Source organism: Mesorhizobium sp. HAY1-8B, assembly GCF_056868045.1.
Genome location: NZ_CP200321.1, coordinates 2,124,593 through 2,150,115 on the forward strand (window position 1 = coordinate 2,124,593; position 25,523 = coordinate 2,150,115).

Below are 25,523 nucleotides of genomic sequence, written 5' to 3' on the forward strand. Positions count from 1 at the left end.
CTCGCCTGTGGTCGAAGGCGGCACTGATGCCGGGCACCTCAGCAGTTGGACCGCTAAATGACCGTATTCACACGCCGCAGGCTCTTGAAAACAGCAGCGGTTGCTGGCGCCAGCGGTGTCGGGCTGGCCGCCATCGGCAGGTTTGGCAGTTGGGCCACCGCCAGTCCTGAACCGGTGGTGCTGCAGACGACGAAAATCCAGGCCAGGCTGATGGACGTCGGCCCGACCAACAATGTGCTGACCTATGGCAGCGCCGGAATGCCGCCGGTGCTGAGGATGAAGAAGGGCGAACCGTTTGCCGCGCGCCTGGTCAACGCCATCGATGATCCGACGACCATCCACTGGCACGGCATTCGTCTGCCGAACAAGATGGATGGCGTGCCTTTCCTGGTGCAGCCCTATGTCTACACTGGCGATCATTTCGACTACGTCTTCGCCCCGCCCGACGCCGGCACCTTCTGGTATCACCCGCATTGCAACACGCTGGAGCAGATGGGCCACGGCTTGACCGGCGTGATCGTGGTCGAGAACCCGAACGATCCGAAATTCGACGCCGAATTCGTCCTCAATCTGCGCGACTGGCGTCTTGGCGACGACGGCCAGTTCATCGACCAGTTCCGGCCGCGCGATGCCGCCAGGACCGGCACCTACGGCACGGTGCGCACCGCCAACTGGCTCGATCAGCCACAATATGACGCGCCGGCCGGCGGGCTGGTGCGCCTGCGGGTTGCGATATCAGATGTTACCCGCATCTACGCCTTTCGGGTCGATGGCGCCGAGGCGATCGTGATGGCGCTGGACGGCAATCCTGTGCAGCAGCGTTTTTCGCCCGATGCCTTGCTGCTGGGGCCCGGCCAGCGCATGGAACTCGCCATCCGCATGCCGGACGAGGAGGGCGCGGTCGTCAGCCTGCGAGACGTCAGGGGCACCAAGCCCAAGGTGCTCACGACCTTGCGCGCGGTCGGCCGCTCGCTGAAGCGCGCCATTGGTGATGTTGCGCCGCTGGAGGTCAATCCGGTCGCGGAAGTGGACCTCACCACCGCCCAGCATATTTCGCTGGCGCTTAGCGCCACGGCTGAAAACATCCCGAGCGATGGCATATGCGGTTCGCTCGGCTACAGTTTCTGGGCCATCAACAAGGTGCCGTGGCCAGGCGATACGCCGGACCCGACCGCGCCGCTGGCCGAGCTGAAGCTCGGCAAGAGCTATGTCATCGACATGGAGAACCTGACGCCGCAGTCGCATCCGATGCATCTGCACGGCATGAGCTTCAAAGTGCTGTCGTCCTCGACACGCCAAGTGCAGCCGCTGATTTCCGACACCTATCTCATCCAGCCCAATGAGAAGGTTCAGCTCGGCTTTGTCGCCGACAATCCGGGCGACTGGCTGCTGCATTGCCACATCATCGAGCACCAGAAATCGGGCATGACGAGCTACGTCAGGGTGGCCTGAAGCCGAGCAACATCGCGCCGGAGCCGCGTCGTCGGTGATCTACTTGCGCAGTTGCGCCTCGATCTCGTCGAGCACCTTGTCCTTGCCGATGCCGGTGAGGAAGGCGAGGCCCTTGATGACCGGTTTGGTCACCGAAGCCGAGATCGGGGTGGTGGCGACAATGAAGTCGACGCTGTCGGCCAGCCCCGGCACTTCGGTGGCCTTCGCCTGTTGTGCGTTGAAGGTCAGGCCGCGCTGCTTCATGGCCTCGGTGACGGCGACATTGACCGCCGTCGATGTCGCGATGCCCGTGCCGCAGGCAAAGAGAATAGTTTTCTGTCTGGACATCTCTTGCTTCTCCCTGGTTATCAGCCGAGCACGGCACGTACGTCGTCAAGCGTCCTGGCGGACCTCAAGCCGTCCAATGCCTCTGGATTCTGGATGGTGGCCATGACGGACTGCAGCGCTTCAATCTGCTTGTCCTTGTCATTGATGGCAAGCAGGAAGACGAAGCCGACCGGCAGCTTCTCGTCGGGATCTTCCATGTTGGCGAACGTCACCGGCTTTCTCAGCGTGCCCATCGCGATGCCGGGCTTCAGCACATGCTCGGGGTCGGTATGCGGCACCGCCACATTGTCGGCGCGCTCCAGCGGCAGTCCCGTCGGGATGATCATTTCGCGGCGCACGACCGCGTCGGCATAGGAGCTTTTGACATAGCCAAGGCTCTCGAGCCGGCCGGCCAGGACGCGGATGATCTCCTCGTTGGTCGAGGCATCCGATCCGAGCACGATCGCTTCGGGATCCAGAAGCTGCATGAGGCTGTCGGACATGTACTGCTCCGTCTATAAAAGTCGTGCGCCCGAGGAGGGCGCACGACCGTTTCAAATTCAAGGCGCGATGGCGCTTAAGCGGTGCCTTCGGCCGGCTCGTCCTCGGCGCCCGCTGCCCGTTCCCAGCCGAGCGAGTTGCGGCGGTAGAGGATGAACAGCGCGGCGATGACGACTGCGATCAGGATGATGCCGACCAGCCCAAGTCCCTGGATCGCCTCGATGATCACATAGGGAACCCACAGGAAGCCGTCGACCACCGAGGTGATCTGCAGCGCGTCCGCCGGCAGTTTGAAGCCCGATGCGACGGCCGCGCTGGTGAACAGCGGCGCCAGCGCGTTGGCGACATAGAAGCCGATGGCCAGCGTCACCGTGCCGATCACCACCATGCGGAACACATTGCCTTTGACCAGAGGCGCGGTCATGGCGACGATGAACGGGATGACCGCGAGGTCGGCGAACAGGATGACGCGGTTGCCCGGCAGGATCACCGACAGGATGATCGCGATCGGCACCAGGATCAGCGACGACGAGATCGCGGCCGGATGGCCGATCAGGATCGCCGAATCGAGGCCGACGAGCAGTTCGCGGTCGCCAGTGCGCTTGCGCACGAACTCCTGCGCCGCGTCTGAAACCGGAAGCAGGCCTTCCATCAGGATCTTCACCATGCGCGGCAGGAGCAGCATGACAGCCGCCAGTGTCATGCCGGTGCCCAGCACTTTGGCCAGCACCGTGCCGAGATCGCCCGCGTTGTAGAAGGCGATGGCGCCGAGGACGAGGCCGATGATCAGCCCAAGCACAACCGGTTCGCCGAACACGCCGAAGCGGCGCTCGATGGTCTCGGTGTTGATGTTGATGCGGTTGATGCCGGGAATGCGGTCCATGATCCAGTTCAGGATGATGGCGATCGGCAGGATCTGCGCCGAGGCGAGATGCGGCACCGAAATGCCGGGCACGCCGTAGAATTGCTGCACCGCGCGCGCCGACCAGTCGGCGAACAGCAGCGACAGGGCTGCGACCAGGGCTGCGATAGCAATGCCGTAGGCCAGATTGTTGGTGGCGGCGACGACGAGCGAGCCGACAAAGGCGAAGTGCCAGAAATTCCAGACGTCGACATTGAGCGTGCGCGTCATGCGCGTCAGCAACAGCACGATATTGACCAGGATGCCGACCGGAATGACCCACAGCCCGACCGACGAGCCGAAGGCGATCGCCGCCGCCGAGGGCCAGCCGACATCGATGATGTCGCGATGGATGCCGGTGTTGGTGACGATGGCCTTTGCGACGTCGCCGATCGACGTGAACATAAGCCCAAGCACAAGGTTGATACCGATGAAGGCGACGCCGATGGTGACGGCGGCACGGAAGGCCTTGCTGACCTTGGCACCCAAGACCACGGCTATGATGAAAATGACGATCGGCAGCAGGATTGTCGCACCGAGCGTGTCGATAGCCCCCTTCAGGCCAGCGAGAACTGTATCCATTCTTCCTCCCCTGGAGCCCGAGCCTACGCCTCGCAATGCTCCTTGATCTCATCCACGCCTTTGCCGCCAGTTTGGCGCAAAGGCACTCCCCAAATTGCCCCTCGGCGAATGTCCGTCGACCTATCGGTCTGGTGAACATTTGCCTTTGTCAGCAAACGAATGTTTTATTCAGACTGTTCACAACAATGTCAATTGGCAACCCTTTGGGCCAATCGATCAGGCGAAGGCGCCTTTTTCGGGCATTTTGGGCTGGGAATCGCGGCTTGCGAGCGGTTTCGTTGGCACACGGGACCGGTCCCTGCTAATCCGGCCGCAAATCAAGAAGCTGTGGACATCCTGCATGACCAATGTCGCCTTGACCGGCCTTGCCCGCGATCTCGCCCATCGCGCCGCCGAGGGCCGCCCTGTGCGCATCGGCGTCATCGGTTCGGGCGAAATGGGTACCGATCTGGTCACGCAAGGCATGCTGATGCCGGGCATTTCGGTCTGCGCCGTCTCCACGCGGCGTCCGCACACCGCGCGCGAGGCCATTCGCATCGCTTATGGCGATGAAGCAATGGCGGTCGAAGCCGATACCGCGTCGAAAGTCACCGGCGCCATCGAGAGCGGCAGGATCGCCATCACCTCCAACGAGATGCTGGTCACCAATCCGCTCATCGACGTCGTCATCGACGCCACCGGCAAGCCGGGCGTCGCCGCCGATTTCGACCTGATGGCGATGGAGCATGGCAAGCATCTGGTGATGATGAATGTCGAGGCCGACGTCACCATCGGCTGTTACCTCAAGCAGCAGGCCGACCGGCTTGGCGTGGTCTATTCGGTCGGCGCAGGCGACGAGCCGTCAAGTTGCATGGAGCTGATCGAGTTTGCTTCCACGCTCGGCCTGACCATCGTCTCGGCCGGCAAGGGCAAGAACAACCCGCTCAATCGTGACGCCGTGCCCGATGACTATCGCGAGGAAGCGGTCCGCCGCAACATGAACCCGCGCATGCTGGTCGAGTTCGTCGACGGTTCCAAGACCATGGTCGAGATGTGCGCCATCGCCAACGCCACCGGCCTGGTGCCCGACGTGCCCGGCATGCACGGCCCGAAGGCCGACCGCGACGACCTCGTCAAGGTGCTGATCCCGCGCGAGGATGGCGGGCTGCTCACGAAAAAGGGCGTCGTCGACTACACCATCGGCAAGGGCGTCGCGCCCGGCGTCTTTGTCATCGTCGAGGCGACGCATCCGCGCATCATCGAGCGCATGGACGATTTGCACATCGGCCACGGTCCCTATTACAGCCTGTTCCGGCCCTATCATTTGACATCGCTGGAAGTGCCGCTGACCGCCGCCCGCATCATGCTCTTCGGCAAGCCCGACATGGTGCCGTTGCCAAGGCCCGTCGCCGAAGTCTGCGCCGTCGCCAAGCGGGACTTGGCTATCGGCGAGATTTTCGATGCGATCGGCGAGACCTGCTATCGCTCCTGGACGATGACGGTCGAGGATGCCCGCGCCCAGCGCGCCCTGCCGGTCGGCCTGCTCGAGGGCGGCAAGGTGCTGAAGCCGGTCAGGAAAGGCGAACTGCTGAGCGCCGACAACGCCGCGCCCGACCCAACGACGAGGCTGTTCGCCTTGCGCCGGCTGCAGGACGAGATGCTGTACGGGCCGACCTGAGTTTATCTCCCCAGTTCGATCGACCGCAGCCGCGCTGCCTCCACGGCCTGCGTCATCAGAGTGGTCAGCCGGTCCTCGCCCATCAGCACGCCAAGGGCGGCCGCCGTCGTGCCGTTCGGGCTGGTCACCTGCTGGCGCAGCACGCCCGGTTCCTCCCGGCTTTCGGCGGCGAGCGAGGCGGCGCCATAGACCGTCTGCATCGCGAGCAGCTTGGCGGTTGCCGGCGGCAGGCCTGCCTTCTCCGCGGCCACGGTCAGCGCTTCGATAAAGTGGAAGATATAGGCCGGCCCCGATCCCGACACGGCGGTCACGGCATCCATCAAGCCCTCGTCGTCGATATCAGCCACTTCGCCGCTGGCCGACAGCAGGTCGGCGACGAAACGCTTGGTGTCGTCGGAAACCAGTTGATTGGAGAACACCACCATCATGCCCTTGCCGATCGAAGCAGGCGTGTTGGGCATGCAGCGCACGATCGGCGCGCGGTTTCCCAGGATTTCTTCGAAGGTCGCCACTGGTGTGCCGGCGGCGATGCTGACGAACGTCGTGCGCCCGTCGCCAAAACGCTTGTAGCCGGCGGTGACGTCGCGGATCACTTGCGGCTTCACCGCGATGACGACCAGATCAGGCACTGCGTCGGCAGGAAGAGCGCCGGCATCTCCAGCCGTGCCGCAACCGAGTGCGGCGGCGCGCTGGCGAAGATCGGCGTTGGGCTCGACGACGAAAACCGCTGACGGCGCAAGCTTGCCGGATTTCAGCCAGCCCGTGAGCATGGCGTAACCCATATTGCCGCAGCCAGCGAGAACAAGCCTGATCGTCATCTGAAAGCCCTCCGAGGAAAGGCCTCACATAAACGTTCGCGCCGCGTCCGGAAAGCCCCGTCGGACTGGGCGGGAAGGGTTGCGCACCGCGATCGGACGTAGCGACACTTGCCTCAGGCCAAGCACGCCAAGCACGAAGAACAGCCAGACCGGATCGCCGCGGTGGAAAAAGAAGCTTTCGAGGAAAGCGTTCAGCGCGGTGAACAGCACCACCATCATGAAGAAGTCGCCGAGATAGATGTTTTCCTTGCGCAGGGGAATGCGCATGTAGTCGCGCAGCGGCGCGATGAGAAAAGTGTAGACCGCCACGCAAAGCGCCGGTACGCCCATCAGCACGGCGATGTCGAGATAGCCGTCATGGCCGTGCACGATGGTTCTGATGTCCCAGGGACGATCGAAGGGCTGATCCTGGTTGAGCAGCAGCGGCGTGCCCCAGAAGCTCTCATAGCCGTAACCGGTCCAGGGCTTCTTCGCCAGCATCGAGCCGGCGAACTCCCACAGCGTCGTGCGGCCGGTATAGGTCATGTCGGGGAAATAGATCGCCGCCAGATGTTTCACCGGCGGCAGGAAGACAATGCCCAGCGTGCCGACCGCCGTCGCGATGATCGCGAGCGCAAACAGGATCGGGGTGCCTAGCCGCATGCCCATCAGGCTCGGCAGCACCACGATCAGGATCGAGAACGGCACCAGCCCGGCGGTGGTCTTGGAGCCGGTATGCAGCATGAAGATCATCGCCGCGCAGAAGATGCCCGCGCCCCACCAGCGCTGCCCGCGCCGGTAGAGGTAAAGGCCGGCGAAGCTGAAGCAGGCCATGATCGGGCCGGCGATGTTCTTGTGGGTGAAAACGCCGCGCCACAGGCCGGCATGTTCCGGTTCCTGGGAGTCGGCCGTGTGCAGCGCTTCGTGCGGAAAGACGATCAGGCCGAGATAGGAAAGGCCCATGACCACGACGGCGGTGAAGATGATGACTTTCGAGAAGGACTCGGCGTCACGGGGCAGCGCCAGGATCGTTGCCATGGTCAGGATGCCGATCATGGTGAAGGAAGCCGCGCGCATGGCCGAGGGCGGGTCGGTCGCCAGTACCACCGACAGGAAGAAGAAACCCAGCATCAGCACCCAGGAGGGGCTGAGCAGCGAGCGCACGATGCGGGGATCGGCGAAGGCCATCAATGAGAAGATCGAAATGGCGCCGAGCGAACCAAAGCCGAGCTGGTTGACGATGTCGCCGCCCTCGCCAGTGAGTTCTGCGCCCGCCGGCTGGAACGGGCGGAAGGACACCATGATGACGGTGAACAGCAGTGCGGCGATCGCGGTCGCCACGCCGTCGCGCGTGAACGCGGCGCTGAGCGGGGCGCGCTCAGTTTTTCTCGGGCTGGCGATACTGCTCATTGGCATACCCGAATTCGGCCAGCACGCGGCCGAGCGCTACATGGATGGGATAGATGGCGATCGCCGGCGATCCGGTCCGCGCCAGCCGGATCAGGCCGCGAAACGGCGACGCGGCAAGCAGCGCCAGGCTCTTCGCGAATACCTTCGTGCTGGCCAGCGGCGTGCCGGTGCGCTTCTTCTTCTCGACCAATGTCGAGATCACGCCGTTGCGCAGGCTGCGGGCCCGGATCCAGTCGGCTTCGACACGCCGCGCCGGAACGGTTTCGTGCACTTTGGCCTCGGAGCACCAGCCGAGCACGAAGCCTCTTTGCGCCGATCGGCTGAGGAAGTCGGAATCGCCGCCGCCCATGAAGTTGAACCTGAGATCGAGGAAGGGCGGCCCCATGGCGATCAGCACGTTGCGACCGACCAGGAGATTACCCGACGAATAGAGCGCCGGCACGCGCCCCGTCTTCCGGTAGGGTGGCGCGAAGACAGGATGTTCGACCCATTTCGCATGGGCGGGGTCGGCGAAGACAGGCAGCTGCGGGCCGCCGACAATATCGGCGCCGAGCGTCTCGGCGGCCAGGCACATGCGTTCCAGCCAGTGTGGATCGGCGATCTCGTCATCGTCGATAACCAGCAGATGCCTGAAGTTCGGGAAGTGCAGGATCGCCGTCTGCCAGCCGGCATTGTAGGCACTGCAATTGCCGCGCTCATGCGCGATGATGACCATGCCCGGTATCTCGCCGCTCTCGAACAGTGGCAGCACCGCCTTGGCGCCGTCACGCGCCTCGGCTTCGTTCTCCATGACGATGATGGCAAAGCGCCTGCCGGTCCGCTGGGCGCGCAACGACGCCAGCGTCTCCAGCACCTGCTCGGGCCGCTTGAAGGTCGGCAAGGTGACCACTGCTTCGACAGCCTCGACGTCAAGCCGGGGAGACCGTCCAGCGATCGATACCGAACCATCCGATGGCAAAGGGATCATCCGTGTCCAGCCACATGGTGAGTTGGGTTCTGGTAGCATCACGGTGATAAGGTTTCGTTAATCACCTTGCACGGAGAAGCCCGTCGGGCAGGGGCTTTCGGGCGTTGATTGTGCTCGCTTAATCAAGGGTTCACCGCGTTTTGCTACCGGCTACACCACAGGATAGGTGAGATGCATCTGCTGTTCGCCACATCGATCGTGCCCGACGGTGCTCTCGCCTCGGGCTACGAGATCGCCAATGCTGCGATCATCGCCGCCTTGCGGCGCGCTGGCGCGCGCGTCACGGTGATCGGCTTCACCTGGCCCGGGAAGGACGCCGCCGACCCCGGAAACACCGTGGTGCTGGGTGCCATCGACGTCCGCACCGAAAGTGCCTCTGCGCTGCAAAAGCTCGCCTGGGTCGGCAAGGCGATGCTATCGGGCCTCACCTTCTCATCGGTCAAGTTGCGCGCGGTGTCCGACCGCGGTGTTCAGGCCGCTCTCGAACGGGCTGGTCCGTTCGATGGCTATGTGCTGAACTCCGTGCAGTTCGCCGGTGCCTTCGAAAAGCTCTTGGAGGACCGGCCTTCGATCTTCGTCGCCCACAATGTCGAGCATCTCTCGGCGCGGGAGAATGCGGCCGCCGCCGGCGGCCTCTTCCAGCGCCTGCTGTTCCGCCGCGAGGCAAGGCTGCTCAAGATCATCGAAGAGCGTCTCTGCCGCCGCGCGCGCTTCGTCTTCACGCTGGCCGAGGAAGACCGCGCGGCACTCGGCGTCGCCACCGACAACCGCTCGGCGGTGCTGCCGCTGGTGACCGGCGCCAGGGCGCCCGCCCGGAAAGGCCCGCGCCAGATCGACTGCGACGCCGCCTTGATCGGTACCTGGACCTGGCAGCCGAACCGCATCGGCCTCGACTGGTTCCTGGGCAAGGTGGTGCCGCATCTGCGGCCGGATTTCCGCATCCGCATCGCCGGCCACATGCCGTCCGGCGTGACCTCGGCGCATCCGGGTGTCGAGTTTGTCGGCCGTGTCCCGGATGCAAGGGCATTCGTCAGCGGCGCGGCCGTCATTCCGCTGATCAGCACCGCCGGCAGCGGCGTGCAACTGAAGACCATCGAAACCTTCGAACTCGGCCTGCCGTCGGTCGCCACCGGCCGCTCGCTGCGCGGCATCGACCATCGTCCCGACAATTGCGTCGTCACCGACGATCCAGCTGTTTTCGCCAGGGCGCTGGAGGCTGCCGCGGCCGACATCCGGGACGTTGACGGCAGCGCGTTCCATCGCCGGCAGGTCAAGGCCCTTGATGCCGCCATCCAACTCGGCCTGGAAAAGCTGGGGGCGGTCAGGCGGGAGGTGTTTGCATGAACATGCACACCGCCCGCGCCGCATTTGGCCTCGACAGCCTGAAGACGGTCCTTGGCATTTCGGTGCTTGCCATCCGCTGGGACGATGCGATCGCCCTGCTGAACCGACTGATTGCCGAGCGGCGCTTTACCAAGGTCAGTTTCCTCAACGCCCACAACGCCAACATCGCCTATACGGACCCGGTCTTCGCCGAGGCGCTCGATGATTTCCTCATCCTGCCGGACGGCATCGGCGTCGATCTCGCCGCCAAGCTTCTCTATGGGGCGCCGTTTCCGGACAATCTCAACGGCACCGATTTCGTGCCGGCCTTCCTGCAGGCCTCGACGCGGCCGCTGACCGTCGGGCTGCTCGGCGCGACGCGCGTCAATGCCGAGGCGGCGTCGGTCAAGCTGGCCGCCCTTGCCGTGCAGCACAATTTCGTGGTCGTTCATGACGGCTATTTCTCCGCCGCGCAGGAACCGGAGATCATCGGCCGGATCGCGGCGCTGCGGCCCGACATGCTGCTGGTCGCGATGGGCGTGCCAAGACAGGAACTGTGGATAGCGCGCCATATCGATGAGCGCCATTGCACCATGCCGGTCGCTGTCGGTGCGCTGCTCGATTTCCTCAGCGGCTCGGTGCCGCGCGCGCCGCTGTGGATGCGCCGCCTGCGCCTGGAATGGCTGTTCCGGCTGGCGGTCGAGCCGGGCCGGCTCTGGCGCCGCTATGTGGTCGGCAATCCGGTGTTCTTGTGGCGGGTCGTCAAGCAGAGATGGTCGCGCGGAGCCGAGACGGCGGGAGAACTCCGTTGAACAAACGGTTCGTTCCAGACGCTCTTGCCGGTCCGGGCCTGTTGCCGGAGACGCCGACGGCGGCGGTGGTGACGGCAAGCTACGCGCCGGATTTCGAACGCTGCCGTCTGTTGTGCGAGACCCTCGACCGGCATGTCTCGGGGGCCGCGCACCACTACATCCTGGTCGAGCATCGAGACGTTGCGCTTTTCCGCCAGTTGGAAACGAACCGGCGCACTGTCGTCGATGAGCGCGACCTGCTGCCGCACTGGCTGCGCGCCCTGGACGACCCGCTCAGCCTGTTTCGCCGGCGTGTCTGGCTCAGCCTGAAGACGCAGCCGCTGCGCGGCTGGCACGTACAGCAACTGCGCCGCATCGCCATATCGGCCCATGCCAGGGAAGACATATTGGTCTTCTGCGATTCCGACGTCGCTTTCCTCAAGCCCTTCGACTGTGCCGCCTTCTGGCGCGACGGCAAGGCGCGCCTGTTCCGCCGCGACGGCGTGCTGGCGGATGAAGGTCATGACGAGCATCGCATCTGGTCGCGCAATGCGGGTTCGGCACTTGGCATCGACCCGTCCCGCGTGTCGACCCACGATTACATCTCGACCCTGATTGCCTGGCGCCGCGACACCGTGCTTGCCATGTGCGGTGAGATCGAGAAGGTGCATGGCCGCGATTGGGTCGAGGTCGTCGGCTCGGCGCGCAGATTCTCCGAATGCATGATCTACGGCCGCTATGTCGACGATGTGCTCGACGGCGCCGGTCACTTCCACGGTTCGGAAGAATTCTGCCGGGTCCACTGGACGGGCGAAGCGTTGTCGGACGACGAGTTCCGCCGCTTCGTTGCCGGCATGGCGCCGGATCAGGTGGCGATCGGCATGCAATCCTTCATCGGCACGGATATCGGCCGTATCCGTCGCCTGATTGGGCTCGACCGCTGACCTCTGGCCTTTCCTAGATTGCCTTCGCCGGCTTGCGCAGCGCCGAATAGGTCAGCAGCATCGATGCGAGATAGAGCAGCAGGAAGACGACGTTGAGCGACAGCACCAGCTTCGACGTATCGGAGATGGTGGTCAGCACATAGGTCAGCAACAGCGCTTTAAGCGCGGCGAGCAGGCCGAGATTGAGCGCCCGCACCGCCGTCTGGCCGCGCGCGAACAGAAGCTCGGCCTGGTATTCGACCAGATTGCGCAACCCCGGAACGCAGATCGCCAGCGCCACCAGCGGCGCGGCCTCGGAGACATTCCTGCCAAGCGCGTTGGGGAAGAAGTGCAGCACGATGCCGAGCGCCAGCAGCGCCAGCGTCGAAACGAGGAAGACGCCGCCCTCGATGCCGCTCTTGACCGTCAGCCGCGACAACAGGTCCGGCGCCCGCATCATGCGTTGCACCAGCATCATCGAGAAGGTGCGGATCGGGATCGCGGTCAGGTCGACCAGCCGCATGATGATGGCATAGATGCCGGCCAGATGCGGGCCGCCGATCGCCAGCACCAGCAGCTTGTCGAATTCCGATTGCAGGTAGAACAGAATTTCGGCGCCGGCCACGTAGAGGGAATCCGCCAGTCGCCTGAAGTAAAGCTCGATGCGCAGCCGCAGTCTTTGGCGCGGATAGAACCAGCCGAAAGCCAGAACCAGCGAGGCGGCATTGGCGCCGATATAGAACCATGACCAGATCCAGATGCTGTGCTGGGCCCACAGCATGAACAGCACCGCGCCAAGCGCCCGCAACGCAGTGGCCAGGATCGCCAGCACGGCGGCACGGCCGAATTTGCCCAGCCCGTTGTTGACGATCAGCGCCACCTCCACCGGCCGCCACAACAGCGCTTCGGCGAAGACGATCGCCGAAAACACCGACAGCGGCACCGTGCCGGCGAAGAAGATCAGGTAGACACCGAACGAGGCCGCGGCCAGCAACGGCAGCGAGACGATGCCGAGCAGCAGGAAGCCGGCTGTGAAGGTGCCGATCAAATTGGGGCGGATGGTGGCGGTGCGATAGAGCGCCGAAATGAAACCGAAGGCCAGGATCCGCGACAGCATCACGCCGGCCGCCGAAGCGGTCGCGAACATGCCGAACTCGGAGATGGACAGCGTATTGGCAAGGGCGATGAAATAGGCCAGCGAGAACACCAGTCGCCCGCCCGCGCCGCTGATCGCCGAGAAATAGTCGCGGACCAGCCCCCGTCGCTCGGCCACGAAAGTGCCGACCCGGGCGAAAGTACGCCTTTGCGGTATGCCGCGAGTTTCGGTCATGTGCCGCGAAGCCATAGGCGGGAAAGCTTAACGTGCCGTTCTGAGGCTCGAATGCGCGGCAATTCCGGCACTTGAGGTTATGAAAAGCTTACACGCCGGCCTGCCGAAATTAACCTTTTGTTTCCTATGCTTGTTTAGCGTGGCTTAACGAATAGCCGACCGCCGCTGCCAAGTGGCCAAAGGGTAAAGCTCCAAGACAATGGTCGACAGGGAAAACCGTGAAGACTGGAGGCGCGAGCGTTCATTGCTGGCGCTCGGCCAGGCCATGCGCGGCGAGGACGACGCGTCCCTGGTCTCGATAGGGGATCGGGCGGACCCGTCATGGCGCGAAGATGCCGCCACGCCCCATCGCCTTGCCCGTTCACGACGTGAGGCGCGGACGAACCCAACGCCATCGGCGGCCGCCGTCGAAACTGACCTGTTCCGGCCGGACGAGCAGCCGCAAGCGACCGCACAGGACGACGCCTGGCGCTCGCGGGAGGACGCCGGCAGCGGCGATCTGCCGCCGGCCGTGCAGCGCGCACGGATGGCACCTGAAGAAACTTACGGCAGCGCTCGATCTGGTGACACATCCCGCCGATCCGGCGAAACGGATGCCTCTTTCGGCGGGCGTGGGGACGACCAGCAATGGAAACCGCTGATCGATCCGATGCAGGTGGTGCGCGGCATTGCCAGGTCAAAGCTGCTGATCATCACGACCACCCTGATCGGTGCCGGGCTCGGCATCGCGATCGCGCTGTCGACACCGAAGAAATATGAAGCCACCGCCGAACTGATCGTCGATCCGCGCGACCTCAAGCTCACCGATCGCGACCTCACCCAGAATGTTGTCGCCTCCGACGCCACCCTTGCCATTGTCGAGAACCAGGTCAGGGTGCTGACCTCGGGTACCGTTCTCAACAAGGTCGTCGACAAGCTCAACTTGACCAACGATCCGGAGTTCAATGGCCAGGGTGCTGGCGGGCTCGGCATCAGGTCTCTCATTCGCTCGGTTCTGTCGCGCCAGGATGGCGCGAGCGGTGCCGACGAGGTTCGCCGGCGCGCGCTCGCCGTTGGCAATCTGGCCGAAAGCCTTTCGGTCGAGCGCGGCGGCAAGACCTTCGTCATCACCGTCAGCGCGACCACGCAGAATGGCGAGAAATCGGCTCTCATCGCCAACACGATGACGGATGTGTTTCTGCAGACTTTCGGCCAGATCCAGTCGGACACGGCCGGCCGCGCGACCGACGAACTGACGGCAAGGCTCGATGAACTGCGCAAGGGCGTCGAGGCGGCAGAGCGCAAGGTCGAGGATTTCAGGGCTTCGCATGACCTCGTCGACGCACAGGGTCATCTGATCAGCGACGACGAGATGCTGAAGCTCAACGAGCAGCTCTCGGTCGCCCGCGCCCGTACACTGGAGCTCAATGCAAGGGCGGCTTCGGCGCGCTCGATCGACGTCAATTCGGTTCTTTCCGGCACCTTGCCGGAGGAGATCAACTCCAACACGATGAGCGACCTGCGCTCGCAATATGCGACGCTCAAGCAGGAGGCCGACCGCGCCGCCATCCGGCTCGGCCCGCGTCATCCCGAACTTCAGGCGCTCAACGCGCAGATCGCCGGCGCGCGCGACCGCATCGCGGGTGAATTGCGCCGCATCGCCTCTTCGCTGCAGGTCGACCTGAAACGCGCCGTCCAGCTCGAACAGGATCTCTCCTCCCGCCTTGCCCAGCTCAAGGTGCGCAGCGGCGACGTCAACAATGACCTGGTGTCGATGCGTGAACTGGAGCGCGAGGCCAGCGCCAAGCGCTCCGTCTATGAACAGTACCTTCTGCGCGCCAAGGAGACTGGCGAGCAGAAGGACATCAACACCGCCAATATGAACGTCATCTCCAAGGCCTTCGCGCCGCTTGAAGCGAAAGGCCCGTCGCGGGCCTTGATGGCGCTTGCCGGCCTGCTCCTGGGTTTTGCCTCTGGAATTGGTCTCGGCGCCATGCGCGGCGCCTATGAAAGCCTGCGCGAGACCGCGACATCGCGGTCGCGACGCGACCGCAAGCCGCCTCCCGAAGACCAGGCATTGCGGACAGCGCCGCCGCCCGCGCCGTCAATGCCGGCAGCGCCGGTGCCTCCGACGCCGCCGCCGCCGCCACCTGCATCACCGCCGCCCGTCGTGCAGACCGAAGCCGCTCCCGTCGAAAGGCCTGGCCGTATCGGTGCGTTCATGGCGAAGCTGCGCGATGCCGTGTCCCGCAAGCCTTCCGCAGAGGCGGATGATGCCAGCGAGTTCGCCGCCTTCGGTGAAAGCGCGCAGCCGGCGGATGCTGCCATGCCTTCCGGCTTTCCGAATCCGGATTCCGCCTTCATGCCTCGGTCGTCGGACTATGCGCGGCCGCCTTTCCCGCCAGGCTTCGACGCCGCCTATTCCCAGCCGATGGGGCCGCCGTCCCGGTCGCCGATAATGCCGCTGCAGCCGCTCTATCCGCCGCCGCCATCCTATCCCCATGCACAGCAGGCCGGCTATCCGCAAATGCAGCCGTGGCAGGCGCGGTCGCCGGCTGGCAATCCCTACGCCCAGGCCATGGCGCCCTATGCCGGGCAAATGCCGCATCCATCGCAGCCCGTTCCGCCGCAGTCACCGGCCTATCCGGCTCAACCACCGGTGGAGCCTCCGCAGGCCGAGGAAAGCGCCGAACACGCGCCGATCGAGGAAATCCGCGCCAGCCTGCGCGAATTTCGCGAGGCAGTTCGCGAACTCACCGAGAGCCGCGCCCGTCGCCGCTACTTCTGAGCCACAAGATACGTCGTCGAGGCCGAACAAAACCATCCCGGTTTTCGCGTAAACGGCATGGGACGGCGCTTTGACGGGATTGCGTGCCGGAATTTTCGTGACAATGCCGCGCTGCATGTTGCCGGCGCCGTTGCATAGTGTTCCCGAAAGCGGCGTTGGGCGAAACAGGGTTGAGGATGGTTCATGGCCGAAGTGATTGACGGAAAGAGCGTTGCCGAGGATGTGGTGCGGACGGTCAAGACCCTGACTGCCGAACTGGTCGCCAAGGGTAAGGCCAAGCCCGGTCTCGCCGTGGTCATCGTCGGTGAGGATCCGGCGAGCCAGGTCTATGTCGCGTCCAAGTCGCGCACCGCCAAGGAATGCGGCTTCCACTCGCTCCAGCACACGCTGCCGGCCGAGACGTCCGAGGAGGCGCTGCTCAAGATCATCGGCGACCTCAACGCCGATCCGGCCATCAACGGCATTCTGGTTCAGCTGCCGCTGCCCGCCCATGTCGACGCAGGCAAGATCATCCAGGCCATCGCGCCGGAGAAGGATGTCGACGGCTTCCATTTCATCAATGTCGGCAAGCTCGGCACCGGCGAGCTCGACACGGCCTTTGTGCCCTGCACGCCGGCCGGCTCGATGCTTCTGATCGAGCGCGTGCGCGGCAAGGACCTGTCCGGCCTCGCCGTGGTCGTTGTCGGCCGCTCCAACATCGTCGGCAAGCCGATAGCCAATCTGCTGCTTGCCGCCAACTGCACCGTCACCATCGCCCACAGCCGCACCAAGGACCTGCCGGCGCTTACCCGCACGGCCGACATCCTAGTCGCCGCCGTCGGCCGGCCGGAGATGATCAAGGGGGATTGGGTGAAGCCCGGCGCCACCGTCATCGATGTCGGCATCAACCGCATTCCCGCACCCGAGAAGGGCGAGGGCAAGTCGCGCCTCGTCGGCGATGTCGCCTATGCCGAGGTGGCCAAGGTCGCCGGCGCCATCACGCCGGTGCCTGGCGGTGTCGGGCCGATGACCATTGCCATGCTGATGGCCAATACGTTAGCTTCCGCCTACCTTGCGGCCGGATTGAAGCGGCCCTCCTTCTGAGCCCGGGTTGACCCTGAAAGCGCCAGTTTTGCCGAATCCCACCATTTCCCCGGAACGGCCGGTCACGAGTGATCCCGTTCAAGGTGGCCGGCAGTTCGCCTTCCTGCTGGTCGACAAGTTTTCCATGTTCTCGCTGGCTGCCGCCATCGACACCTTCCGTTCGGCGAACCGTCTGCTCGGCCGCGATTTCTATGGCTGGACCACGGTGTCGGCAGACGGCGATCCGGTGATGGCCTCCAACGGCCTCCCGCTCAAGATCGACTATAGCGTCGCCGACCTGCCGCCGGTCGACATCCTCTTCGTCTCGGTCGGCCTGACGACGGAATTTCCAGGCAAGAGCAAGGTGCTGGCGGCCCTGCGCAGCTGGGGCCGGCGCGGCAACGCGCTCGGCGCGCTGTCGGTTGGTTCCTACCTGCTGGCGGAGGCCGGACAGCTCGACGGCTACCGCTGCACCATCCATTGGGAAAACCGCGCCGGCTTCATGGAGCGCTTCCCCGACATCAATTGCACCGGCAATGTCTTCGAAATCGACCGCAAGCGCTACACCTGCGCTGGCGGCACCACCTCGATCGACCTGATGCTGGAGATCGTGCGTGGCGATTTCGGCTCGAACCTCGCCAATGGCGTCGCCAACCAGTTCCAGCACGAGCGCATCCGCTCGGCCGGGGACCGCCAGCGCGTCGGTCCGGAGCGCGACCTGACCGGCAAGTCGGAGAAGTTGAGGCGCATCGTCGAACTGATGGCCGACCATCTCGATGAACCCTTGTCAGCGGTGCAACTCGCCAAGTCGGCGGGTCTATCGGTGCGCCAGGTGGAGCGTCTTTTCCTGCGCCACCTCAATGTCACGCCGGGCCGCTACTATATGCGGTTGCGGCTGGAGCGGGCGCGCGAATTGCTGCGCCAGACCAACATGCCGATCCTCGACGTGGCGATCGCCACCGGCTTCACCTCGCATTCCTATTTTGCCCAGAGCTACCGGCTGCAGTTTGGCCGTCCGCCGTCCGAAGAGCGCCGCACCACCTACTGAGCCGCCTGGAAGGCAGCTCCGACTTCCCCCACCTTTTCGCCGGGTTGAAAACGGCGATAGGTCAAGCAATGCTGCCCGCCGGCAGGGACCGTCGGTCGGCATCGAAGCGCTGATGTCGATGGCGATGATAGCCCGCTCTGGTGTTGGAGGGCATCAGGCGAAAGCGGGCAGATACGGGCGTTAGGGGACAATGGGGCTGGTCTTGGCAAACAAGCGCGATCGTCGCCTTCGCGATTGGAAGGAAATCGCCGCGTTCTTCGGACGAGACGAACGCACGGTGCGGCGTTGGGAGCGACAGCGCGGGCTGCCCGTGCACCGCATTTCGGGCGGCGCCAGGAGCCTGGTGTTTGCCTATACGGACGAGCTCGATGCGTGGCTGCGTGGCGGTGAGCCGGTCGTATCCGACAACGTCGAGCCTCCGGGCGAGGAGCCGGTCTCGCCGCCCTTGGCTATGACTGCTCCAGGTGTTTCGGCCAGATTCTCGAAATGGCCCCAAATCTCGCTGCTGGCGCTCGGTGCGGTCGGATTGGTGTTGCTCGCGGTTGCCGGCACCCTCGCCATGCAACGTGCCGATGCGCCTCCGGCATGGACTATCTACCGGCCCGATTCCCGGGTCCAGGATCTCTACCTCGATGCCGTCTATCATCTCGGTACCCGCCAGGCGGACGGCTTCACCCATGCGATCCAGTTGCTGACCGAGGCGACGACGCTCGACCCGAACTATGCCGATGCCTATGTCAAGCTTGCCGAGGCCTACAACACGATCAGCCAGTTCACGCTGATGCCGCCGAACGAGGCCTATCCACGCGCTGTCGCCGCCGCCGAGCGGGCGATCGCGCTCGATCCCGACAATGCCGGTGCCTATGCCGCCCTTGCCTTCACCACCTTCTACTGGACAAAGGATTTTCCGAGATCGAGGGAATTGTTCGAACGCGCGATCCGGCTCGATCCGAACGCGGCCCAGACCCATCACTGGTACGCCTTGACCCTGATGGTGACAGGCGAGACCGCCGCGCCCTTGGCCGAGATAGGCAAGGCGCAGCAGTTGAATCCGGAATCCCGCGCCATCATAGCCAACAAGGCGCTCATCCTGTTTTATGCCGGTCGCGTCGACGACGCCGTGATGATCCTGCAGCAACTGGCCAAGGCCGAGCCGAATCTGCGCTCCGCGCCCGAATATCTGGCCACCATCTATCTCGATCAGGGCCGCTTCACCGATTTCCTGCGCGAATACCGGCGCGCCGCCGAGATCGCCAACAATGATGCCCGCCTGGCCATTGCCAATGCAGCCGAGAAGGGTTTGAGCGAAGCCGGCGGCGAGGGCCTGTTGTCGGCCATGTATGCCGAGCAGATACGCCAGTATGAAAGGAACCTGGAGCCCGCCTACAAAGTGGCCGGTACGGCGGCGATGCTCGGGCGTTATGACGAAGCGATCCGCTACCTCGAAGAGGCGATGCGGCGCAAGGAGGACGATATGCTGGGCATCCGCATAGAGCCTCCCTTCAAGGGATTGCGGTCCGATGCCCGATACCGCGCCATCGTCGAACATGAAGGCTTCAGGCCAGCTCCACTGGTTGGCGCCTGAGCGAGATGGCCGCGTCCGGGCTTGTGTCGCGACGCGCGCTCAAATAGTTTTGGGCCGCAGGCGGGGCGGCTACTCAGGAGATTTTGATGGTGGGACTTGCACGGAGCATCGCTGCGGCGATCCTCCTTTTGTCGATGACGACGTTCGGCTTTGCCGCGAACAAGGTCATCATCATTCTCGATGCTTCCGGGTCGATGTGGGCGCAGATCGATGGCAAGCCCAAGCTCGAAATCGCCAGGGAATCGCTAAGGACCGTGCTTCAATCCGTTCCCTCCGACGACGAGATCGGATTCATGGCCTATGGCCATCGCGAAAAAGGCAGCTGCGAGGATATCCAGCTGATCGTGCCGCCCCAGGCGGGCTCGGCAAGCGCCATCACGGATGCCGCAGACAGTTTGAAATTCCTCGGCAAGACGCCGCTGACGGCGGCCGTCAAGCAGGCGGCCGAAGCGCTGAAATACACCGAGGACAAGGCGACCGTCGTCCTCATCACCGACGGGCTGGAGACCTGCGGCGGCGACCCGTGTGCGCTTGGCAAGGAACTCGAGGCGTCCGGCGTCGACTTCACCGCCGACGTCGTCGGCTTCGGCCTGACCGCCGATGAAGGCAAGCAGATCGCCTGCCTTGCCGACAACACCGGCGGCAAGTACATTCAGGCCTCCGACGAGAAGGCGCTGCAGGAAGCGCTGGTCGAAACCGTCGCGGCTCCCGAACCAGCTCCCGCGCCGGCTCCAGCACCAGCCCCGGCTCCCGCGCCTGAACCGAAAGCAGCCGAGGTCGACTACAATCTGATCCCGACCGCGTTGCTGAAGGATGGCGGTCAGGCACCAAAGTCCGACGTCTACTTCGAAATCTTCAAGGATGATGCCAAGGGGAGCGGCGGCGACCATGTCGACTCCGGCTACAACGTCGTCAAGTTCCATCTTGCTGCCGGCAACTACATCGTCGTCGTCACTAGCGGCGCCGCCAAGGCCGAGCAGAAGGTCTCGCTGACAGCCGACAAGGCGACGGAGGTGGCGCTTAACCTGAATGCCGCGGAGATCTCCATCCATGCGCGGCCGGCCCCTGGGGCCGATGTCGACCGCAATGCGCAGATCAGCATCGCCTATCCCGGCGGCACGTCGGACAGCAATTACGGCGAGGTCAAGTACGTCGTTCCGGCCGGCGAGACCAAGGTCACGGTGAAGCTGGGAGCCGGCGAGGCGAGCGAGACCATGCAACTCGTCGCCGGCCAGGTCGTCGACAAGGATATCATCGTCGGTGTCGGCAAGGCCAAGGCTAACGCTTTCTACACGCAGGGCGGCGAAAAGGCCGAAACCGATGTGGGTTGGAAGGTTTACAAGGCGGCCAAGAAGCTCGACGGCACCCGCGATCAGGTGACCTACGCCTACGGCCCCGATAGCCAGTTCGACCTGCCCCCGGGCGACTATGTGATGGGCGTCGATGTGCAGGCCGTGTCCACGGAACAGCCCTTCAGCGTGACGGTCGGGCAGATGACCGACGTCAACGTGACGCTGAACGCGGGCGTCCTCGCCGTCGACGCGCCCGGCGCGGATGGCTTCAAGATCTTTGAGGCCAAGAAGAACATCCAGGGCGAGCGCAAGCAGGTGACCTACGCCTATGGAGAGAAGATGCAGACCACGCTGGCGGCGGGCGACTACGTGCTCGTAACCAATTTCACCACCGACAAGGCCGACAAGGAGACGCCCTTTACGGTCAAGGCCGGCGAGCGCAGTGAGCTCAAAGTCGAATAGCATCCGGCAGGACAAGAAAAAAGGCGGCTCAAGGGCCGCCTTTTTTTGTTTGGGCATGAGAGAGCTCAAGCCGTTCCGAAGGCGCTGGCGCCGTGGTCAGCACGGCCCACCAACTGGCGGAAGCCGGCGAAAAGCTCGCGGCCAAAGCCGAACTCGTTGCCGATGAGATCGGCTTCGGCGGTACGGCGCAGCGCGAACTCGGTCCCTGGCACCAGCACTTCGAGCGTGCCGGCATCGGCGTCGAGGCGGATTATGTCGCCGTCATGGAGCCTGGCGATCGGCCCGTCCTCGACCGCTTCCGGTGTCACATGGATCGCCGCCGGCACCTTGCCGGAGGCGCCCGACATGCGCCCGTCGGTGACCAGTGCGACGCGCTGGCCGCGATCCTGCAGGATGCCGAGCACGGTGGTCAATTTGTGCAGTTCCGGCATGCCATTGGCCTTCGGCCCCTGGAAGCGGATGACGGCGATGAAATCGCCGGTGAGTGTACCGGCCTTGAACGCATTGTTCAGGCCCTGCTGGCTGTCGAACACCTTGGCCGGCGCCTCGATGATACGTCGTTCCGGCTTGACGGCGGAAGTCTTGATGACGGCGTGACCGAGATTGCCAGCCAGCACCTTCAGGCCGCCGGTCGGCTGGAAGGCCTTGCTGAACGGCGCCAGCACCTTTTCGTCGCCGCTGGCACGCGGCGAAGCCTCACGCACCACGGAGCCATCGGCGCCGAGCTTTGCCTCGACCGCGTAGGGCCGCAGGCCTTCGCCCCACACCGTCTGCACATCCTCGTGCAAGACGCCCTCGTCGAGCAGTTCGCGGATCAGGAAGCCGAGCCCGCCTGCGGCGTGGAAATGGTTCACGTCTGCAAGGCCGTTGGGGTAGACGCGCGCCAAGAGCGGCACTGCTTCCGAGAGGTCGGAAATGTCCTGCCAGGTCAGGGCGATGCCAGCTGCAGCCGCCATCGCGATCAGGTGGATGGTGTGGTTGGTCGAGCCGCCGGTTGCGTGCAGGCCGACGACGCCGTTGACGATCGAGCGTTCGTCGATCATCCGTCCGACCGGCGTATAGGCATTGCCGAGCGCGGTGATCGCCAATGCCCGCTTCGTAGCCTCGCGGGTCAGGGCCTCGCGCAATGGGGTGCCGGGATTGACGAAGGAGGCGCCCGGCGTGTGCAGGCCCATGATCTCCATCAGCATCTGGTTGGAGTTGGCCGTGCCGTAAAAGGTGCAGGTGCCCGGCCCATGGTAGGATTTGGACTCGGCTTCCAGAAGTTCGGCGCGTCCCGCCTTGCCCTCGGCATAAAGCTGGCGAACCTTGGCTTTCTCATCGTTGGGCAGGCCGGTTGTCATCGGCCCGGCCGGGATGAACACCGCCGGCAGATGGCCGAAGGTCAATGCCGCGATCACCAGGCCCGGCACGATCTTGTCGCAGACGCCGAGAAAGACCGCGGCGTCGAACATGTTGTGCGACAGGCCGACCGCCGCGGCCATGGCGATCACGTCGCGTGAAAATAGCGACAGCTCCATGCCGGGCTGGCCTTGTGTCACACCATCGCACATCGCCGGCACGCCACCGGCCACCTGGGCGATGCCGCCGGCCTCGCGCGCTGCCTGCTTGATCAGGGCAGGGAAGGTCTCGAAAGGCTGATGCGCTGAAAGCATGTCATTGTAGGAGGTGATGATGCCGAGATTGGGCACCTTGTCGGCACCGAGCGCCAGCTTTTCCGAAGGACTGCAAACCGCGAAGCCGTGGGCGAGGTTGCCGCAGGACAGCACCGAGCGGTTGGCGGTCTGGTTCGACGCTTCCGCGATACGGCCGAGATAGCGCTCGCGGCCCGGTCTGGAGCGCTGGCGGATCCGCTCGGTGATGGCTTCGATGTCGCGTCTTGCGGTCATGGCGGTCGGTCCTTTCAGGCGAGGTCCCGGAAACATCCTCCCGCCGTTGCCGGGACCACTAAATGTAAAATCAGGGCGCCCAGAAAACCTCTACGGGCCTGGGTGCGGCATCGAGCACGGCTCGGATCGGCTTTCGTGGTCCGGGCGCAACCGCGCCGTCGAAGGCAGTGCGCTTGTCCTCGCCCTCAATGTGTAGCGCGATGAAGCCGGCATCGATGATGCGCGCGAGCGTCAGCGTCAGCCGCGGTTCGCCCGCACTGGCCGCATGAACCGGCAGGATGATCCTGTCCGAGGCCGGGTCGAGCAGCCTTGCCAGATCGTCGGCATCGGGAAAGAACGAGGCGGTGTGGCCGTCCGGCCCCATGCCGAGCACCACGACATCGAGCGGCCAGGGCAGGGATCGCAGTGCCGCATCGTCGGATGCGGCAGCATCCTCGATACCTGATGCCTCATGGTAGAGCGGCACGAAGCGTGCTGCCTTGGCCGCGTTCTGCAACAGATTGGCGGCCACCAGCCCGGCATTGGAGCGCGGCGAGGAGGCCGGCACGAAACGCTCGTCGACGAGCGTTACGATCACCTTGTCCCAGGCGATCGGCGCCACCGAAAGCGCGGCAAAGAACTTTGCCGGCGTCGTACCGCCGGAGACCGCCAGCACTGCCGTGCCGCGTTCGGCGATCGCCCTGGTCAGGCGATCGGCAACGCGGCCGGCCAGCGCCGCGGCCAGTTGCGGCCGGTCGGGGAAAGCGTTCCAGTTGTAGCTGGCGCTGGTCAATTGCTCTCGTGCCATGTCCGCCCGTCACGTTCGATCAGCGCTATCGAGGCCGATGGCCCCCATGTCCCTGCCGTATAGCCCTGCGCCTCCTGCTTGGCGCCCTCCCAGGCATTCTGGATCGGGTCGATCCACTTCCATGCCGCCTCGACTTCGTCACGGCGCATGAACAGCGTCTGGTTGCCGCGGATGACATCCATGATCAGCCGTTCATAGGCATCGGGCGCACGGCCATCGAAGGATTGCGCGAAGCTCATGTCGAGCGAGATCTGGCGCAGCCGCATGCCGCCCGGGCCTGGATCCTTGATCATGATGAACTGCTTGACGCCTTCATCGGGCTGCAGCCGGATGACCAGCTGGTTGGCGAAGATCGGCCCGGCGCTGTCGCCGAAGATCGAATGCGGGATCGGCTTGAACTCGATGACGATCTCCGAAACCCGGGTCGCCAGCCGCTTGCCGGTCCTGAGGTAGAACGGAACGCCCGCCCAGCGCCAGGTGCCGATCTCGGCCTTGATGGCGACGAAGGTCTCGGTGTTGCTGTCCTTGCCGAGCTCCTCGACATAGCCTTTCACCGGTCCGCCGGCAGAGGCACCGGCGCGGTACTGGCCGCGCACCGTGTGTTTCGGCGCCTCGTTGCCGTTGATGCGCTTCAGCGCGCGCAGCACCTTCAGCTTCTCGTCGCGCACGGCGTCCGCGTCCATCGACGACGGCGCCTCCATGGCGACGAGGCAGAGCAACTGCAGCATGTGGTTCTGCACCATGTCGCGCAGCGCGCCGGCCTTGTCGTAGTAGGTGACGCGGTCTTCCAGGCCGACTGTCTCGGCGACGGTGATCTGCACATGGTCGATATGGGCGGAGTTCCACAGCGGCTCGTAGAGCGCGTTGGCGAAGCGCAATGCCATCAGGTTCTGCACCGTCTCCTTGCCGAGATAGTGGTCGATGCGGAAGATCTGGCTTTCGTGGAAGTCGTCGCCGACCAAATCGTTGAGCGCCTGCGCCGAGGCAAGGTCGCGGCCGATCGGCTTCTCCAGGACGATGCGTGAATTCGGCGTGATCAGCTTGTGCTCTTTGAGCTTGTGCGAGATATCGCCGAACAGCGCCGGCGCAACGGCGAGATAAAAGGCGCGGATGCTGCCGCTCTCGCCGATCGCTTTTTTCAGTTTGTCGAAGCCCGCACCGCTCGTCGCGTCGGCCGAGACGTAGGAAAGCCGCGCCAGGAAGGTCTTCAGCTCCTTGGCGTCGATATCTGCCGGCTTGACGTGGTCGGAGATCGCCTGGCTGGCGAAAGCCCGGAATTCCTCGTCGCTCATTTTCGAGCGCGAGGTGCCGATGATGCGCGTCGGCTCGGAGAATTGATGGTCACGCTGGCGGTAGTAGAGCGACGGCAGCAGCTTGCGTTCCGACAGGTCGCCGGTGCCGCCGAAAATGATGAAGTCGAAAGGATCGACGGGAATGATCTGGCTGGTCATGGTCTGTCCGCTTTGACGCCGGTCGCGAGTACGCGGCTGATATATTCTAATCGATTTAAATTTTCCAGTGCCATGGTGTCACATCAAGGACCAATCGCAGGATATTGATTGGGTCCATATGTGCGGTTGACACTGGCGCTTGCCGGAGGCTTGTCGGTGGACGAAGACCCCGGAAGCTTTCGCAGTTGCAGCATAGAACGTGAATGTGACGAAAGCTAAGGGAGAAATGGGGCGCCGTCT

At 64.3% G+C, this 25,523-nt stretch carries 20 protein-coding genes; 10 read left to right on the forward strand and 10 right to left on the reverse strand.

The features are described from left to right. Positions 1-57 precede the first annotated feature (57 nt). Positions 58-1,452 (forward strand): multicopper oxidase family protein, encoded by a 1,395-nt coding sequence (locus AC1VON_RS10275; RefSeq protein ID WP_483121925.1) that lies wholly within the window; start codon positions 58-60, stop codon positions 1,450-1,452. 39 nt (positions 1,453-1,491) lie between these two features. Here AC1VON_RS10275 and AC1VON_RS10280 read toward each other — a convergent pair whose 3' ends face one another. From AC1VON_RS10280 to AC1VON_RS10290, 3 genes are all read right to left on the reverse strand, one after another. Then, the gene (locus AC1VON_RS10280) at positions 1,492-1,779 is read right to left on the reverse strand and encodes a PTS sugar transporter subunit IIB (protein ID WP_140513359.1); all 288 of its coding nucleotides are present in this window, start codon (positions 1,777-1,779) and stop codon (positions 1,492-1,494) included. Positions 1,780-1,799: 20 nt separating this feature from the next. Then, a complete protein-coding gene (locus tag AC1VON_RS10285; RefSeq protein WP_483121927.1) occupies positions 1,800-2,261 on the reverse strand; it encodes a PTS sugar transporter subunit IIA in 462 nt (153 codons plus the stop codon). Positions 2,262-2,335: 74 nt separating this feature from the next. After that, positions 2,336-3,742, reverse strand: coding sequence for a PTS galactitol transporter subunit IIC (locus AC1VON_RS10290; protein ID WP_483121929.1), 1,407 nt, complete (start codon positions 3,740-3,742; stop codon positions 2,336-2,338). A gap of 340 nt (positions 3,743-4,082) precedes the next feature. On the opposite strand from AC1VON_RS10290, the gene AC1VON_RS10295 reads away from it, so the two are divergent. Next, positions 4,083-5,399 carry an NAD(P)H-dependent oxidoreductase gene (locus AC1VON_RS10295; protein WP_483121930.1) on the forward strand — a complete coding sequence of 439 codons (1,317 nt, stop codon included), beginning with the start codon at positions 4,083-4,085 and terminating at the stop codon, positions 5,397-5,399. A 2-nt stretch (positions 5,400-5,401) separates the two neighbouring features. Here the strand turns inward: AC1VON_RS10295 and proC are convergent, their stop codons facing one another. Genes proC through AC1VON_RS10310 form a run of 3 tightly spaced genes read right to left on the reverse strand, consistent with a single transcriptional unit; the run spans position 5,402 to position 8,573 of the window. Then, entirely contained in the window at positions 5,402-6,217 is an 816-nt protein-coding gene (gene proC / locus AC1VON_RS10300) for a pyrroline-5-carboxylate reductase (protein WP_483121931.1), read from the reverse strand. Positions 6,218-6,241: 24 nt separating this feature from the next. Next, positions 6,242-7,606 carry an O-antigen ligase family protein gene (locus AC1VON_RS10305; protein ID WP_483121933.1) on the reverse strand — a complete coding sequence of 455 codons (1,365 nt, stop codon included), beginning with the start codon at positions 7,604-7,606 and terminating at the stop codon, positions 6,242-6,244. Continuing rightward, complete coding sequence (locus AC1VON_RS10310; RefSeq protein ID WP_483121935.1) at positions 7,575-8,573, reverse strand: glycosyltransferase family 2 protein; 999 nt, start codon at positions 8,571-8,573, stop codon at positions 7,575-7,577. The genes AC1VON_RS10305 and AC1VON_RS10310 overlap by 32 nt, the downstream gene beginning before the upstream one ends. A 171-nt stretch (positions 8,574-8,744) precedes the next feature. Here AC1VON_RS10310 and AC1VON_RS10315 point away from each other — a divergent pair, with 171 nt between their 5' ends. Genes AC1VON_RS10315 through AC1VON_RS10325 form a run of 3 tightly spaced genes read left to right on the forward strand, consistent with a single transcriptional unit; the run spans position 8,745 to position 11,631 of the window. Next, entirely contained in the window at positions 8,745-9,917 is a 1,173-nt protein-coding gene (locus AC1VON_RS10315; RefSeq protein WP_483121937.1) for a glycosyltransferase family 4 protein, read from the forward strand. Beyond that, positions 9,914-10,708, forward strand: coding sequence for a WecB/TagA/CpsF family glycosyltransferase (locus tag AC1VON_RS10320; RefSeq protein WP_172352217.1), 795 nt, complete (start codon positions 9,914-9,916; stop codon positions 10,706-10,708). The genes AC1VON_RS10315 and AC1VON_RS10320 overlap by 4 nt, the downstream gene beginning before the upstream one ends. Next, complete coding sequence (locus AC1VON_RS10325) at positions 10,705-11,631, forward strand: DUF6492 family protein (RefSeq protein WP_483121938.1); 927 nt, start codon at positions 10,705-10,707, stop codon at positions 11,629-11,631. Before AC1VON_RS10320 ends, AC1VON_RS10325 begins: the two co-directional genes overlap by 4 nt. Positions 11,632-11,644: 13 nt before the next feature. On the opposite strand, the gene AC1VON_RS10330 is transcribed toward AC1VON_RS10325, so the two are convergent. Next, positions 11,645-12,940: a lipopolysaccharide biosynthesis protein gene (locus tag AC1VON_RS10330; protein ID WP_483121940.1), complete on the reverse strand. Its 1,296-nt coding sequence runs from the start codon at positions 12,938-12,940 to the stop codon at positions 11,645-11,647. 199 nt (positions 12,941-13,139) lie between these two features. Between AC1VON_RS10330 and AC1VON_RS10335 the strand changes: the two genes are divergently transcribed. The 5 genes from AC1VON_RS10335 (at position 13,140) to AC1VON_RS10355 (ending at position 21,156) form a co-directional block, all read left to right on the forward strand. Continuing rightward, complete coding sequence (locus AC1VON_RS10335; protein ID WP_483121942.1) at positions 13,140-15,707, forward strand: GumC family protein; 2,568 nt, start codon at positions 13,140-13,142, stop codon at positions 15,705-15,707. A gap of 183 nt (positions 15,708-15,890) precedes the next feature. Next, on the forward strand, positions 15,891-16,790 hold the full coding sequence (gene folD / locus AC1VON_RS10340; RefSeq protein WP_483121944.1) for a bifunctional methylenetetrahydrofolate dehydrogenase/methenyltetrahydrofolate cyclohydrolase FolD: 900 nt from the start codon (positions 15,891-15,893) through the stop codon (positions 16,788-16,790). Positions 16,791-16,818: 28 nt separating this feature from the next. After that, positions 16,819-17,817, forward strand: a complete 999-nt coding sequence (locus AC1VON_RS10345) for a GlxA family transcriptional regulator (protein ID WP_246740789.1) — start codon at positions 16,819-16,821, stop codon at positions 17,815-17,817. A 202-nt stretch (positions 17,818-18,019) separates the two neighbouring features. Then, the gene (locus AC1VON_RS10350) at positions 18,020-19,402 is read left to right on the forward strand and encodes a tetratricopeptide repeat protein (protein ID WP_483121946.1); all 1,383 of its coding nucleotides are present in this window, start codon (positions 18,020-18,022) and stop codon (positions 19,400-19,402) included. Positions 19,403-19,488: 86 nt separating this feature from the next. Further along, positions 19,489-21,156 (forward strand): vWA domain-containing protein, encoded by a 1,668-nt coding sequence (locus tag AC1VON_RS10355; RefSeq protein WP_483121948.1) that lies wholly within the window; start codon positions 19,489-19,491, stop codon positions 21,154-21,156. A 65-nt stretch (positions 21,157-21,221) separates the two neighbouring features. On the opposite strand, the gene edd is transcribed toward AC1VON_RS10355, so the two are convergent. The 3 genes from edd to zwf all read right to left on the reverse strand — a co-directional run bounded on the left by edd (position 21,222) and on the right by zwf (position 25,283). Then, positions 21,222-23,045, reverse strand: coding sequence for a phosphogluconate dehydratase (gene edd, locus AC1VON_RS10360; protein ID WP_483121950.1), 1,824 nt, complete (start codon positions 23,043-23,045; stop codon positions 21,222-21,224). 70 nt (positions 23,046-23,115) lie between these two features. After that, positions 23,116-23,832: a 6-phosphogluconolactonase gene (gene pgl / locus AC1VON_RS10365; RefSeq protein WP_483121952.1), complete on the reverse strand. Its 717-nt coding sequence runs from the start codon at positions 23,830-23,832 to the stop codon at positions 23,116-23,118. After that, the gene (zwf, locus tag AC1VON_RS10370) at positions 23,814-25,283 is read right to left on the reverse strand and encodes a glucose-6-phosphate dehydrogenase (protein ID WP_172352207.1); all 1,470 of its coding nucleotides are present in this window, start codon (positions 25,281-25,283) and stop codon (positions 23,814-23,816) included. The genes pgl and zwf overlap by 19 nt, the downstream gene beginning before the upstream one ends. Positions 25,284-25,523: the final 240 nt, after the last annotated feature.